Below are 15183 nucleotides of genomic sequence, written 5' to 3' on the forward strand. Positions count from 1 at the left end.
GCCGCAGAATCGAAATGACCAGCACACCCCAGTCCAGAGACGCCCTGGGCCTGCCGACGTTCAAGGAGCATCACCAGCCCTCCCCCGGTGAGATCGCCATCGGCGTCATCATCGGCCGAACCTCGGAATTCTTCGACTTCTTCGTCTATGCCATCGCCTCGGTGCTGGTCTTCCCGAAGCTGTTCTTTCCCTTCGTCGATGCGCTGACCGGCACGATCTATTCCTTCGCGATCTTCGCGCTGGCGTTCGTCGCCCGTCCGTTCGGCTCGCTGATCTTCATGGTGATCGACCGCGCCTATGGCCGCGGCACCAAGCTGACGATCGCGCTGTTCATGCTGGGCGGATCGACCGCGGCGATCGCGTTCCTGCCCTCCTATGCCTCGGCCGGCGCCACCTCGATCTGGCTGCTGATGCTGTTCCGCCTGGGCCAGGGCTTCGCGCTCGGTGGCACCTGGGACGGTCTGGCCTCGCTGCTCGCGCTCAACGCGCCTGAGAACAAGCGCGGCTGGTACGCGATGATCCCGCAGCTCGGCGCGCCGATCGGACTGATCGTCGCCAGCCTGCTGTTCGCCTATATGATCCGCGAACTGCCTGCGGCCGACTTCCTCGACTGGGGCTGGCGCTATCCGTTCTTCGTGGCGTTCGCGATCAACGTCGTCGCCCTGTTCGCCCGCCTGCGCATCGTCGTCACCGACGAGTTCGAGACCCTGTTCTCCACCCGCGACCTTCAGGCAGTCAGCGTTTCGGCGACGATCCGCAGCGAATGGCGCACGATCCTTGTCGGTGCCCTCGCCCCGCTCGCCAGCTTCGCGCTGTTCCATATGGACACCGTGTTCCCGCTTTCGTGGGTGTTCCTGTTCACCAACGATTCGCCCACCGGCTTCCTGCTGATCGAAGCCGTGGCCGCCGCGTTCGGCGTCGCCGCGATCGTCGCCTCGGGCGTGATTGCGGACCGTTATGGCCGCCGCAACCTGCTCGGCACTTGCGCCGTCGGCATCGCCGTCTTCTCGGGCTTCGCACCGCAGCTGCTGGATGCCGGCCCGCTTGGCGAGATCACCTTCATGATCCTGGGCTTCATCCTGCTCGGCCTCTCCTTCGGTCAGTCGTCGGGTGTCGTCGCCTCGGGCTTCGCCAGCGAGCACCGTTATGTCGGCTCCGCGCTCACCAGCGATCTTGCCTGGCTGTTCGGCGCCGGCTTCGCGCCGCTGGCCGCGCTGCTGCTCTCGGCCAACTTCGGCCTGATCGCCTCGGGCGGCTACCTGCTCTCGGGCGCGCTCGCCACGCTGGCAGCGCTCTGGCTGAACAAGGGACTGGCCAGCCGCAACTGACGGCAGGAGATTCTTTGCAGATTCGGAAAAGGGGCGCTCCGGCGCCCCTTTTTTTGCCCTTAATCAGTCTGATCCACTCTGTTTCATAGAGGGGAAAACCGGAAATTTCCGCCACTTGTCCGGATTTGACCACCTGTTCAAATAACGCCCTGCCGTAGTTTGGTAAAAATGAAGGCATTTCATTTGACAATGAAGCGCCCCGCCTAGCACCCATACGCGCAAGAAAAATCGATATAAAATGGAGGGAGAGTTCATGCGCGCTTACAAGCAGCTTCTGCTGGCTTCGGTCGGGCTTCTGGGGGTCAGTTCCCCGGCCCTAGCTCAGGAACAACAGCAGCCGGAAGCTACTGCCAACGAGGCAACCAACGTCATCATCGTCACCGCGCGTCGCCGCGACGAAGACGTGCAGGACGTGCCGGCGGTGATCGACACCGTAACGGCGGATGACCTCTCCAAGCTCAACATGCGCGACTTCAAGGAAGTGCAGACGCTGGCTCCGGGTCTTTCACTGACCACCAATGCCAACGGCATCGGCGGCAACGCCACGATGCGCGGCATCAACTTCGACGTGAACGCCAGCGGCAACAATCCGACCGTCGAATTCTACATGAACGACGCGCCGACCACGGCCGGCGTCGTACTGCAGCAGATGTACGACATCGGTCAGGTCGAAGTGCTGCGCGGCCCGCAGGGTACGCTGCGCGGCCGTGCATCGCCTTCGGGCTCGATCACCGTCACCACCAAGAAGCCCGATCTCTATTCGTTCGGCGGCGTCATGGACATGACCGCCAACAACATCGGCACGCTGAACTTCAAGGGCGCGCTGAACGTGCCCGTGATCGAGGGCATTGCCGCGATCCGCGCCGCCGGCGTATGGGATGAGAACGAAGGCGACCGCGTCCGTTCGATCTACAACAATCCCGATCCGTTCTGGCGCACCAAGAGCGGCCGCATCTCGGCCCTCGTCACGCCGACCGACTGGCTGCGCTTCGAAGGCATGTACCAGCGCATCGACGTTCAGGGCCGCACTTACGATCAGGTCGCCTCGTTCTCCGAAGCCAATCCCGACGCCATGCCCAGCCCGGTCTTCATTTCGACCAAGGATCGCCGATCGATCCAGCAAGAGCCGCGCGTCATCCGCCAGGGCTTCGACATCTACAACTGGCGCGCCGAAGCGAGCCAGTGGGGCCAGCGCCTGATCTATCAGGGCCAGCACTATACCCAGAAGATCCATTCGACCGACAACGTCGATGACGGCAACTTTTTCGCGGGCGACGTCAATCAGGTCACCGACACGTTCTCGACCTCGACCTCGCACGAAGTTCGCTTGCAGAACGACGAGCGCCTGTTCGGGATGCTGGACTACGTCGTCGGCTTCTTCGACAACCGCAACCATCCGGATACCTCGCTCAACAACCCGACGATCCTGCGCCTGCCCTTCGTTCCGGGCGTGCCGCAGCTGAACGGCGGCATCGCCCGCATCGTCCAGACGCCGATCCAGAGCGAAGGCAAGTCACACGAACAGTCGTTCTTCGGCAACCTGACCGCGCATTTCGGCGGTTTCGAACTTGCCGGCGGCGTGCGCCATATCGATTACAACAATAACAACATCCTGACGGTGGGCGGCAATGTCATTTCCGATCGCCCGCAGAAGGAGAAGAAGTGGATCTACAGCGGATCGCTGAAGTACAACTTCTCGCACGACTTCATGGTCTACGCGTCGACCGGTAGCTCCTGGCGCCCGGGTATCGACGTTGTGGGTGACTTCAACATCACCCCGTCGGCTCTTGAAAATTCGTTCCTGCACCTGCCGGCAGAAACCTCGAAGTCGTATGAAATCGGCATGAAGTCCACGCTGCTCGACGGGCAGCTGCGCTTCAACCTCACCGGCTATCACCAGAAGTTCAAGAACTACCCGTACCGTGCGCCGGGCAACGGCGTGTTCTACATCAACACCGTGGCCGTCCGTGATGCTGCCGGCAATGTTACCAGCCTTGCCCAGCAGGTGAACAACTTCAACTTCGTGGGCGCCGTCCCGGTCGAAGTGAACGGCGTAGAAGGCGATGTGACTTACACCGTTCTGAAGGGCTGGGACCTCAGCGCGCAGGCCAGCTACTCGATGGGCAAGATCAAGAACGGGACTATCCCGTGCAACGATCTCAACGGCGATGGCGTTCCGGATGCGGTCACCAGCGCGCCCACGCTGGACCAGCTGCAGCAGGCCGTCGGCACGAACAATATCGCTTCGTGCCAGGTCAACCAGCGTTCCGGCTTCCAGGCGCCGTTCAGCGCCACGGTGCAGAGCGAATACAGCTTCGGGGTCATCAAGGGCGGCAGCGCCTATGTTCGCGGGTTGCTGACCTATTACGGCAAGTCGAAGGGCGATCCGACCAACATCTACGACGATGTGCCGGACTATGCGCTGGTGAACCTCTTCGCTGGTCTGCGCGCGGATGACGGTGCCTGGGAAATCGGTCTCTATGCGAAGAACGTCTTCAACACGACCGAAACGCTGACCCGTACGACACCGCTCTACACGGCGTACCAGCAGCTCAACCTCACCCCGACGGGCGGCATCAGCACTACCCCGACGGCGGCGACCTACACCAGCAGCTACACGGGCGTGACCACCACGATCCCGCGTGAATTCGGTATCAACGTGCGCTACGCCTTCGGCTCGCGCTGATAGCGGCAAACGCACACGAAAAGGGGCGGCAAGGCATCAGCCTTGCCGCCCCTTTCTCTTTAGGAAAACGACGCGGAAACGTCAGGTTTCCTGCCAGTTCCCGCCCAGCGCGCGGAACAGGTCCACTTGCGCGAAGGCCACCGCGCGCGTCGCTGCCGCATAGTCGGCATCGGCGCCGGCCAAGGTGCGCTGCGCATCGAGCACGTCGAGCGAGTCGATCTGCCCCCTGCTCTGCCGCGCCATGCTGACATCCGCCGCACGCTTCGCCGCATCGCGGGCCGAGGCGAGCCGGTCCTTGCGCAGCAGCGCGTTGCGGTAGGCGGAAAGCGCCGTTTCGGTCTCCTGCAGCGCCGTCAGCACGGTGCCGTCGAAAGTCGCGAGATCGGCCTTGGCATCGGCCCGTGCCCCGCCGATCCGCGCGCGGATGGCTTCCTGGTTGGGGAAGGCCCAGGAGATCATCGGCCCGATCAGCCAACGCAGAGGACCACCGCCAAGAATATCGGTCGCGCCCACCGCCGTCGTGCCTACTGAGCCGCCCAGCGTGATCCGGGGATAGAGGTCCGCCGTCGCCACGCCGATCCGCGCGGTGTCACCGGCCAGACGGCGCTCGGCCGCCTTCACATCCGGACGGCGCGCCAGCAAGGTGGCGCCGTCACCCACCGGGATCGGCTGACCGACATCGGGCGTAGTCGTCCGATCGCGCACTGCAGCCGGCAGATCCTGCGGCGTGCGCCCGGTCAGTGTCGCCAGCCTAAACAGCGCCGCATCGCGCGCCGCCTGAAGGCTGGGGATCGCCGCCGCCTGCTGCTCGCGCAGCTGGGTCACGCGGATCACGTCCAGCTTCTGGTTCAGGCCGCGCTCGAAGCGGGCATTGGTGATCCGCTCCGACTTGTCGAGCAGCGCCACCGTATCCTGCGCCACCGCGATCTGCTCGGCCGAGCTGGTGGCATCGACATAGGCGCGCACGGTATCGGCAACGACCGTCACCCGTACCGCATCGGCATCCTCCTGCGCGGCGGCGAGATCGGCGCGCGAAGCCTCGATCCCGCGCTTCACCCGGCCGAACAGGTCCAGCTCGTAATTGACCGAAAGCTCGCCATCGACACGGCGCCCTTCCCGATCATAGCCCGGTAGCACCTGGCTTTCCGAAACCCGGCCATAGGTACCGCTGGCGTCGATCCCGGTCTGCGGCAGCGCGTCGGACTTCGAACCGCGCAAGTTCGCCCGCGCCTTCTCGATCCGGGCCACCGCCACGCGGACATCGGTATTGGCGGCCAGTGCGTCTGCCACCAAACCGTCCAGCACCGGATCCTTGTAGAGCCGCCACCAGTTGTCGTCCGGCCAGGCATTGGTCACTTCGGCGGACTGGACGCCCGCGAAGGGCGCGCTCGCCGTGGCCGGCGGCGTCGGCGCGACATAGTCGGGTCCGACGGCGCAGGCCGAGAGGCTGGTCGCGGCAAGAAGTGCCGCGACCATGGTCTTGATATTCATGGACATCATCCGTCCTTTCATTCCGCCGGGATCACCGCATGGCTCTCGTGCTGCGGTTCCTTCGGCTTGCGCCGCAGGGCCGCCGCGAGCTTGCGGCAGACGACGTAGAAGGTGGGCGTGAACAGCAGGCCGAAGGCGGTAACGCCAGCCATCCCGAAGAACACCGCCGTGCCCAGCGCCTGGCGAAGCTCGGCGCCTGCACCGCTCGCGATCACCAGCGGCACCGCGCCGAGGATGAAGGCGAACGAGGTCATCAGGATCGGGCGCAGGCGGGTGCGGGCCGCATAGACGGCTGCTTCCACCGGCGAGTAGCCCCGCTCATCCTCGGCCTGCTTGGCGAATTCGACCACAAGGATCGCGTTCTTGGCAGCCAAGGCAATCAGCACGACCAGACCGATCTGCGTGAGGATGTTGTTGTCCATCCCGCGCAAGTTCACGCCCAGCATGGCCGCGAACAGGCACATCGGCACGATCAGGATGATCGACAGCGGCAGGGTCAGGCTCTCGTACTGGGCAGCCAAGACCAGGAAGACGAACAGCACCGCCATGCCGAAGACGATTCCGGCCGTGTTGCCCGCAGTGGCCTGCTGATAGGCGATACCCGTCCACTCATGGCCGTAGCCCGAGGGGAGCGTTTCGTCCGCCACCTTCTCCATCGTCGCCAGCGACTGGCCCGAGGAGTAGCCCTTGCCATAGCTGCCGTCGATTTCCACCGCCGGGTGCAGGTTGTAGCGCACCACGCGGTAGGGTCCGGTCTCGTCCTTGAAGGTCGCGACCGAGCCGACCGGCACCATCGCGCCCGAGTCCGAACGCGCCTTGAGGTTGGCGATATCCGCCGTCGATCCGCGATAGGGCGCATCGGCCTGCGCGGTGACGCGATAAGTACGGCCCAAGAGGTTGAAGTCGTTGATGTAGGACGAACCGAGGTAGACCTGCATCGCTTCGAAGATCTTGGACGGAGAGACGCCCAGCATGTCGGCCTTGCGGCGGTCCACGTCGGCATAGACACGCGGGGTGTTCATGCTGAACAGGGTGTAGACCTGCTGAAGCTGCGGCTGCTGGTTGGCCTGCGCGATCAGGGCGCCGGCTGCCTTCTGAAGTTCACCCAGACCGCGGCCTTCCTTGTCTTCCACGATCATGCGGTAACCGCCCGGGGGGACGATGCCGTTGATGGTCGGCGGCGGAATCAGCAGGACCTGCGCCTTGTCGTAGCCCTTCATGGCCTCCTGCGCCTGCGCCATGATGCCTTCGTAGGTGACGCCGAGTTGCTTGCGCTCCTCGAAGCTCTTGAAGGGGAAGTAGATGGCGGCGGCGTCGGGCGCTGCGGTCTGCGACGGGCCGTGGAAGCCCGCGAACATCACCGCACCGCGCAAGCCCTTGATCGGCAGCAGACGCTTGGCAACGTCCTGCGACACTTCATCCGTGCGGCTGAGCGAGGAGCCCGGCGGCAGGAAGATCGCGGCCAGGAAGTAGCCCTGATCCTGCTGCGGGATGAAGCCGGTCGGCGTTGCCCAGAACATGCCCACGGTGGCGGCGATCAGGGCGGCATAAGTCGCCATCATCTTCACCGGCGCCTTCACCAGCCTGAGCGTCAGCGCGGCATAGCGATCGCTCATCCGGTCGAAGCCGTGGTTGAACTTGTCCGCCGCGCCTTGCAGCGCCTGCTTCCAGCGCGGGGCATTGGCAGGAAGGCCATGCTTGTCCTTCAGCAGCAGTGCGGCAAGCGCAGGCGAAAGCGTGAGCGAGAGCAGCAGCGAGATCGCGGTCGCCGTGGTGATGGTGACGGCGAACTGCTTGTAGAACTGCCCCGACATGCCGGTGATGAACAGCGTCGGCACGAACACCGCGCAGAGCACCAGGACGATGGCGATCAGCGCGCCGGTCACTTCGTCCATCGAGCGCCGGGCGGCCTCGATCGGCTTCATGCCTTCTTCGATATAGCGTTCGACGTTCTCGACCACGACGATGGCGTCGTCGACGACGATACCGATGGCGAGGACAAGGCCGAACAGCGAAAGGTTGTTGAGCGAATATCCGACCGCCGCGAGCATGATCGCGGTGCCAACCAGCGACACGGGGATCGCGATGATCGGAATCACCGCCGCGCGCCAGTTCTGGAGGAAGACGAGGATGACGAGCACGACCAGGATCACCGCCTCGAACAGCGTGTGATAGACCGCGTCGATCGACTGGCCGATGAATTCGGTGGGGTTGTAGATCACCGAATATTCCAGGCCCTTGGGGAAGGACTTGGCGACATCGTCCATCTCGGCGCGCACGGCCTTGGCGGCGTCGAGCGCGTTCGAGCCCGGACGCTGCAGCACCGCGATCACGACGGTGGGCTTGCCGGAAAGGTAGGTGTTGGTGGTGTAGTCCTGCGCGCCCAGCTCGACACGCGCGACGTCGCGCACGCGGACCTGACGGCCATCGGCATCGGTCCGCACGACGATATCCGCGAACTGTTCGGGCGTGTTCAGGCGGCCCTGCATCTCGACGCCGACCTGATAGGCATTGCCCTTGTCGAACGGCGGCGCGCCGATCGAGCCGGACGAAACCTGCACGTTCTGTGCCTTCAGCGCGTCCACGATCTCACCCGCCGTCAGGTTCATGGCGGCGGCCTTGTTGGGATCGATCCAGATGCGCATGCCGTAGTCGCGCGAGCCGAACAGCTGCACGTCGCCCACGCCGTCAAGGCGCGCAAGGCGGTCCTTCACCTGCGTCAGCGCATAGTTCGACAGGTAATCGCGGTTCAGCGAGCCATCGGGCGATTGCAGGTTCACGACCATCAGGAAGTCTGGCGAGGTCTTGCGAGTGACCACGCCCATGGCACGCACCGCTTCGGGAAGGCGCGGTTCGGCCACGGCGACGCGGTTCTGCACCAGAACCTGCGCGGCATCGAGGTCGGCACCGATCTTGAAGGTAACGGTGATCGTCACCTTGCCGTCACCGGTGGACTGCGAACTCATGTAGAGCATGTTGTCGACGCCGTTGATCTCCTGCTCGATGGGAGCAGCCACGGTGTCGGCAACGGTTTCGGCGGAAGCGCCGGGATATTGGGCGGTCACCGTCACCGTCGGTGGGACGATGTCGGGATATTGGCTGACCGGCAGGCCGAAGAACGCAAGCGCACCCACCACGGTGATGAGCACCGCGATGACGCCCGCGAAGATCGGCCGGTCAATGAAGAACCGGGAAAATCGCATGGGAATGTGCCCCTCTGGGGGGAGCGGTCACGGTATGGACCGCCCCCCTGATGGGTGGATCAATGGGCGATGGTGGCCTGCGCCGCGGCGGGCGTTTCAGGACCGGCAGCCGCGGCGGCGGCTGCCTTTACGTCGGGCGCAATCTGGCCGCGACGGGTATTGACCTTGGCGCCGGCAACGGCCGCCTGATAGTTGGAGATGATGACGCGGTCGCTGGGCACAAGGCCCGAACGGATCACGCGCAGACCGTCCACCAGCGGGCCGAGTTCCACCGGCTTGGCGGTAACGGTGCTGTCCTTGCCGACCGTCAGCACCACCTTGCGGGCCTGGTCGGACTGGATCGCATCGTCGGGCACCAGCATGGCCTTGACCGTGCCGCCTTCGGCCAGACGCATGTTGCCGAACATGCCCGGCGTCAGGAACCCATCCTTGTTATCCAGTACGGCACGCACGCGGATCGTGCCCGAACGCGGGTCCAGACCGTTGTCGGTGAAGTCCAGCTTGCCGTTCCAGCGGTACTGCGTCTCGTCCTGCAGGCGGACCTGCACGTTGGCAGCATCCTTGTGCTCGGCCTTTTCGCGCTGGGTCTTGAGGAACAGCGCTTCGGACGCATCGAAGGTGAAGTAGATCGGGCTGACCGCGTTGATCGTGGTCAGCAGGCTGGCGCCGGTGCCGTTCTCTCCGGAGACGAGGTTGCCCACGTCCACCCGGCGGTCAGAGATGCGGCCCGAAATCGGCGCGCGCACGGTGGAGAATTCGACATCGAGCGCGCGCTGGGTAACGCGGGCCTGCGCGGCGGCAAGCTGCGCGCTGGCGGCGCGAACCTTGGCACTGAGCTGGTCCACCTCGCTGGCGGCCATGGCCTCGTCCCCCTTAAGCCCGGCAACGCGGGCATAGTCGGAACGGGCCAGCGCCAGTGCGCTCTGGGCCGAAGCGACGTCCGCCTGCGCTTCCGAAAGGGCGGCTCGGTAGGGGCGCGGATCGACGACGAACAGCGCCTGCCCGGCCTGCACATAGTCGCCATCGCGGAACAGGATCTGGGTCACCGCGCCCGATACACGCGGGCGCACTTCAACGGTCTTGCTGGGGGCGAAGCGGCCGACGTAGTCGTCCCACTCGGTCACGTCCTTCACCAGCGGATTGGCAGCCTGCACGATGGCGGGCGGCATCGGCGCGGCATCGGCGGGGGCTTCGTGGAACACCTTCCACCCCAGCCCCGCCACCGCGACGAGAGCGATGGCACCGATCGCCAATTGGCGACCGCTTCCTCGCTTGCGGCCGGTGTCGCCGATGGGCGACGACACCGTGGCCGGTTCTTCCAGTTTTACGGGAGCATTCACGCAGCAAGCCTCCGGACCGGGGCGCGCAGGCGCCCGATAAAATCGATGACGGCGCCGACCTTGGCTTCGCTGTGACCCGCGGCCTGAGCCTCGCGGATCGCCGAGACCGGCAGGGTATAACCGTGGTGCCAGGCCTGCACGGCCAGCTGGCGCAGCGCTTCAAGCTGCTCGTTGGCGAGCATCTTGGAGGGCGGCGTCGGGCCGAAGATCAGGCGGGTCAGCCAGCGGCGCGGGCGCGGCGGGATCAGGCTTTTCAGCCCATCCTCGCGCGCCAGTTCGACGACGCGGCGTTCGAGGCGGCTCAGCAACCCACCGTCGGCATCCGGTGCGCGGGCGGCAATGGGAACCACTTTGGAATTTGCGACGGGCAGCGCCGGGTGCGCTGCATCGGAGAAATCGATGAAGGCCATGTCTGTGCTCCCTGGAAAGAAACCGACGCGCGCCCCCGGGACAGGAGGGGGAGGTAAGGGCGCGCGCCGGCGAGTTCCGGCGCAAGGGGCACCGGAAAGTCTTCAGTCGCAGACCGACACCGCACGGAGACAGGGCTCCGCAGCGTCGGCTGCATTTTGGTTTTTCAGTGGAGCCGCCCGCGGGGGGTCGGACGGCGCCGAAGGAGGAACTTCGGACCCCGTGCTCCCGTCTAAACGGCGAGTCGGCTATGACCTCGTTCTGTACCGATTGGTATATATAGCGGTACAGAAATCGTCAAGCAGTTTTCTGTACCGCTCGGTAAAATTAGGTGCAACGCAGCAATTTCAAGGGCGTGAACGGCAGGTGAATGACATTTTTCCTGCGTTCCGCTTGAAAATGTGGCGGGAACTTGCCGGTCCCGCCAAAATCCGTTTCCGACGGATTTTCAAACGACCCTTATTTGCTGGGCCACATGGTCAGGAACGTATCCACCACGCCCTTCACTTCCTGCACGCAGGAACCGCCCTGTGCCTTGACCGACATGCCCTGAAGCACGGTCATCAGGCAGTGGGCCAAAGAACGGGGATCGACGCTCTCCGGCAGATCGCCCTCGTCCTTGGCCCGGTCGAAGCGCTGGATCAGCGATTCTTCGGTGGCTAGGCGGCGCGCGGCGATGAAGTCGCGGATGGAGGCATCCTCCATCGTGCAGGCCACGGTGGAAATCACGCTGAGGCAGCCATGCGGATCGGTACCACTGCCGCCGCAATTGGTGGCAACCGCGCCGTTCAGCAGCCGTTCCGCCACGCCGCGCGCGGTCGGCGCTTCCAGCGCCTTGCCCACGTAAGCCATCTTGTCGCGCTCGTAGAGATCGAGCGCCTTCTTGAAAAGCGCCTCCTTGTTCCCGAAACAGGCATAGAGGCTGGGCTTGGTGATGCCCATCGCCTCGGTCAGTTCGGCCATCGACGCACCTTCGTAGCCGCGCTGCCAGAACACGCGCAGAGCCGAGGTAAGGGCCTGTTCGGGATCGAATTCACGCGGGCGACCACGAGGGGCGACAATGGAGTCGGAGCATTTCATACCGGTCGGTATATAGTTATCCACACCCCCGCCGTCCAGTGCCGTTGCGAGACAGGGTGATTCATAGTCACAGAAAATTCACGTCGTCACCGGCATCGCAACGCTTCCTTACAGATGATCGAGCGGCAGCGCGGTGGTGAACTTGATCTCGGACAGCGCGACCATCGAGTTGACTTCCTGCACCCCCGGAACCTGCGACAGTTTTTCGAAGAAAAACCGTTCGTAAGCCTCAATATCCTCAGTGACGATGCGCAGCATGAAATCCACCGCCCCCATCAGCACGAAGCAATCGAGCACTTCGGGAAAGGCGTTCATGGCATCGGCGAATTGCGACAAGTTGGCCCGGCCATGCGCGGTCAGCTTCACTTGCGCGAAGACTTGCGCGCGCAGGCCGATCTTGCGCCGATCGAGCACGCAGACTTCACTGCGGATGTAGCCTTCGTCCTTCAACCGCTGGATGCGGCGCCAGCACGGCGCCTGCGACAGGCCAACTTCCTGCGCGATATCGGCCGAGGATCGGGAGGCGTCCACCTGGAGAATCGCAAGGATCTTCTTTTCGTACTCGTCGAGCCCGTCTGACATATTCAATTCCAAAATTTCACGATCAGCGAATAGATAACGCCATACATAGCGCCAGTGGCGCCAAAATCGCAATTTTTATCAGGCCAAACACTGCTATTTCCCAGGCTCCCCCAAAGTGAGGACGAAGACGAGATGGTGAACACGGTGGATTGCGAACTGGGCGAACAGTTCGTGGTAATCGACGACCCCGAAAGCGGCGCGAAGGGCGTGATTGCCATTCATTCCACGTCGCTTGGCCCGGCGGCGGGCGGCTGCCGTTTCTGGAGCTATGCCGATCAGGATGCGCTGGCGACCGACGCCCTGCGCCTTGCCCGCGGCATGACTTACAAGAACGCCATTGCCGGCCTGCCCTTCGGCGGCGGCAAGGCCGTGCTTCAGCGTCCCGAAGGTGCGTTCGATCGCGCCGCCATGTTCCGCACCTTCGGCCGCGCGGTCGAAAAGCTGGGCGGTCAGTACGTGACGGCGGAAGACGTCGGCACCACCATCGCCGACATGCGCGCCATTGCCGAGGAAACCCGCCACGTGGCCGGTCTCGACAAGAAGCCGGGCTTTGCCGGTGGCGACCCCTCGCCCTGGACCGCGCTGGGCATCTTCAAGTCAATGCAGGCCGCCTCGCGCGTGACCTTCGGTTCGGATGTGCGCGGGCTGACCGTGGCGCTTCAGGGCACCGGCAATGTCGGTTCGCACCTTGCCGAACTGCTGCATGAAGCCGGCGCCAAGCTGGTGCTCGCCGACGCCGATCCGGCCCGTGCCGAAGCGCTGGCCGCGAAGTTCGGTGGCCGCGTGGTCTCCGCTGACGAAATTCTGGCTGCCGAAGCCGAAATCTTCGCCCCTTGCGCGCTGGGCGCGGTGTTGAACGAAGTCAGCATCCCCGTGCTGCGTGCCCGCCTGATCTGCGGCGGCGCCAACAACCAGCTGGCCACCGAACTGGACGGCGAACGTCTGGCCGCGCGCGGCATCGCTTATGCACCGGACTATGTGGTCAACGCGGGCGGCATCATCAACGTGGTGGCCGAATATCTGGGTGAGACCGAAGACCAGGTTGGCGGCCGCATCGACCTGATCGCCGAGCGTCTGGGCGAGATCCTCGCCACCGCCGAAAGCGAAGGCCGTCCGAGCCATGTCGTCGCCGACGAAATGGCCCAGAAGCTGGTCGCTCGCGGCCGTCTGGTCGAAGCGTAAGTTGGAGTTTGGGGCGGGGCTGCGTGCCCTGCCCCAACACCTTTGGCCTTATAGACCAACCTCCCCAAACACACTTCGTCGCCCCCGCGAAGGCGGGGGCCCCGCTTCCTTGCTCCCCGCCGCCAAGAACAAGCGGGATCCCCGCCTTCGCGGGGATGACGGAGTAAGGTGGTGTCAGGTTGGGGGTTAGCCGGGGCCGTGCGTTGGCCAGACCGTCGCTCAGCCCTGCGCTTCGCCGACCGTCCAATAACCGGACGAGCGCAACCATCCCAACGGATGGCCCATCTCGTCGGTCAGCTTGGCGCGAATGGTCTGCGCCACTGCCGCTTCCGCCGCAATCCACGCATAGCCCTCGCCTTCCGGCAGCCCGGCATCGTCCAGCGCGGCGAGCAGCGGCGCGGCGTCTTCGCCGTGGCCATCGTGTTCCACCCAGACCCAGTTCAGCCCTTCCCGCTCGGGAACCGGCGCACGCTCGATTCCCGGCGCAACCGAAACCAGCGCGGTGACGGGAACACCGGGGCGCAGTTCCTCGATCCGGCGGGAGAACTGCGGGATCGCGGTCTCGTCGCCAATCAGCAGATACCAGTCGAAATCGTCGGTCACCACTGCCGACCCACGCGGGCCGCCGATATTGAGCACGTCGCCGGGCATGGCCGCCTTGGCCCACGCCGTGGCGGGGCCGGCCGGCTCATGCAGCGCGAAATCGATGGCCAGCGTGCGCGCGGCGGTGTCGAACAGGCGCGGCGTATAGTCGCGCATCTCCGGCTTTTGGTCAGGGCCAGCGCCCTCGACGGCGAAGAACAGCTTGATATGATCATCGGGCGATCCGCTTTCGAAATCGGCGAGATCGTCCCCCTCCAGCCAGACCCGCAGCATGGCCGAGCCCAAAGGCTCGACCCGGCTGACCGTAAGGCTGCGCCGCCGGATTTCCCGGCGCACGCGTTGAACCGAATGGCGGGCTTGCTGTTCTTCGCTCAGGGTCAGGCTCCGAGGCTTGCCGTCACGTCGTCGAAAAGCTCGTCGACAGTGATCTTGTGGGGGATGATCTTCTGCTCGAAGGCCCAGTCGATGGCAAGCTCGATCCCCTTGCGATTGGCCTCAAGGCCGACCGGCGGGAACGGATCGGGCAGGCCGCCTTCGGTAAGATCGCGGCTTTCCACCACCATGCGGTAGAGTTCGCGCACCACGTCGGGGCGGGTCTTCGTCAGGTCCTGATGCACCACGAACATGTGGTTGATCGGCACCACGCCTTCGCGCGCGAACCAGTCCTTGGCGGCGTTGAAGGGATCGGGGATCAACCGTTCCACGCGCGGATCCTTGGGCAGATCGACGCCCTGAAGCGTCGCTGCCAGTTCACCGTCCAGCATCATCTGGCCGATGTCCGAACCCTTGGGCAGGCGCACGCAGTTTGCGGGGTCGGTGTATTCGAGGAGGTGGCCGTCGCCCACGGTCATCCACGTCACCTTGTCGAGATCGACGCCGTATTCATGCTGCAGCACGCCGCGCACCCAGAGGCCGGTGGTCTGCGCATAGGTGCGCACGCCGACCTGCTTGCCCTCGATATCCTTGGGATCGAGGTGGCCCAGCTCGCGGTTGAAGCCTGCACAGTGGTGCTGGAAACGGCCCGAGATCGGCACCGGCAGCAGCACGAACGGCTTGCCGTAGATCTTCGCTTGAAGGCAGGTGACGATCGCCAGTTCGCCGCAATCGAAGGCATTCTCGCGCAGCATGGCCTTGAAGCCGTTGTGCGCCTTTTCCGGCCCGCAGAAATCGAGGGCAACGATATCGGACGAAACGCGCCCGTCCTTCAGCGCCTTGGTCTGCGGATAGTCCTGTACGTTGGCCTTTAACGTCAGCACTTCGGTCATGGTCATGGTTTTCCT

At 64.4% G+C, this 15183-nt stretch carries 11 protein-coding genes; 3 read left to right on the forward strand and 8 right to left on the reverse strand.

What is annotated here, in order from left to right:
- Positions 1 to 14: 14 nt before the first annotated feature.
- Together ACZ1JC_RS26140 and ACZ1JC_RS26145 are read left to right on the forward strand one after the other, a co-directional pair.
- The gene (locus ACZ1JC_RS26140) at positions 15 to 1328 is read left to right on the forward strand and encodes an MFS transporter (RefSeq protein ID WP_465137386.1); all 1314 of its coding nucleotides are present in this window, start codon (positions 15 to 17) and stop codon (positions 1326 to 1328) included.
- A 253-nt stretch (positions 1329 to 1581) separates the two neighbouring features.
- A complete protein-coding gene (locus ACZ1JC_RS26145; protein ID WP_465137385.1) occupies positions 1582 to 4014 on the forward strand; it encodes a TonB-dependent receptor in 2433 nt (810 codons plus the stop codon).
- Between the two features lie 81 nt (positions 4015 to 4095).
- Here the strand turns inward: ACZ1JC_RS26145 and ACZ1JC_RS26150 are convergent, their stop codons facing one another.
- The 6 genes from ACZ1JC_RS26150 to ACZ1JC_RS26175 form a co-directional block, all read right to left on the reverse strand.
- Positions 4096 to 5505 (reverse strand): efflux transporter outer membrane subunit, encoded by a 1410-nt coding sequence (locus ACZ1JC_RS26150; RefSeq protein WP_465137384.1) that lies wholly within the window; start codon positions 5503 to 5505, stop codon positions 4096 to 4098.
- 17 nt (positions 5506 to 5522) lie between these two features.
- Complete coding sequence (locus ACZ1JC_RS26155) at positions 5523 to 8708, reverse strand: efflux RND transporter permease subunit (RefSeq protein ID WP_465137383.1); 3186 nt, start codon at positions 8706 to 8708, stop codon at positions 5523 to 5525.
- Positions 8709 to 8767: 59 nt separating this feature from the next.
- Positions 8768 to 10048, reverse strand: coding sequence for an efflux RND transporter periplasmic adaptor subunit (locus ACZ1JC_RS26160; protein WP_465137382.1), 1281 nt, complete (start codon positions 10046 to 10048; stop codon positions 8768 to 8770).
- Positions 10045 to 10458 carry a hypothetical protein gene (locus ACZ1JC_RS26165; protein ID WP_465137381.1) on the reverse strand — a complete coding sequence of 138 codons (414 nt, stop codon included), beginning with the start codon at positions 10456 to 10458 and terminating at the stop codon, positions 10045 to 10047. The genes ACZ1JC_RS26160 and ACZ1JC_RS26165 overlap by 4 nt, the downstream gene beginning before the upstream one ends.
- 457 nt (positions 10459 to 10915) lie before the next feature.
- Positions 10916 to 11536, reverse strand: a complete 621-nt coding sequence (locus tag ACZ1JC_RS26170; RefSeq protein ID WP_465137380.1) for a TetR/AcrR family transcriptional regulator — start codon at positions 11534 to 11536, stop codon at positions 10916 to 10918.
- Positions 11537 to 11644: 108 nt separating this feature from the next.
- Positions 11645 to 12118 (reverse strand): Lrp/AsnC family transcriptional regulator, encoded by a 474-nt coding sequence (locus ACZ1JC_RS26175; RefSeq protein WP_465137379.1) that lies wholly within the window; start codon positions 12116 to 12118, stop codon positions 11645 to 11647.
- Positions 12119 to 12250: 132 nt separating this feature from the next.
- Here ACZ1JC_RS26175 and ACZ1JC_RS26180 point away from each other — a divergent pair, with 132 nt between their 5' ends.
- On the forward strand, positions 12251 to 13300 hold the full coding sequence (locus ACZ1JC_RS26180; protein ID WP_465137378.1) for a Leu/Phe/Val dehydrogenase: 1050 nt from the start codon (positions 12251 to 12253) through the stop codon (positions 13298 to 13300).
- Positions 13301 to 13519: 219 nt separating this feature from the next.
- Here ACZ1JC_RS26180 and ACZ1JC_RS26185 read toward each other — a convergent pair whose 3' ends face one another.
- Both ACZ1JC_RS26185 and ACZ1JC_RS26190 read right to left on the reverse strand, forming a co-directional pair.
- Positions 13520 to 14239 carry a siderophore-interacting protein gene (locus tag ACZ1JC_RS26185; protein ID WP_465137377.1) on the reverse strand — a complete coding sequence of 240 codons (720 nt, stop codon included), beginning with the start codon at positions 14237 to 14239 and terminating at the stop codon, positions 13520 to 13522.
- A 41-nt stretch (positions 14240 to 14280) separates the two neighbouring features.
- A complete protein-coding gene (locus tag ACZ1JC_RS26190; RefSeq protein WP_465137376.1) occupies positions 14281 to 15174 on the reverse strand; it encodes a substrate-binding domain-containing protein in 894 nt (297 codons plus the stop codon).
- Positions 15175 to 15183: the final 9 nt, after the last annotated feature.

The organism is Sphingomonas sp. BL-S-28 (genome assembly GCF_055521515.1).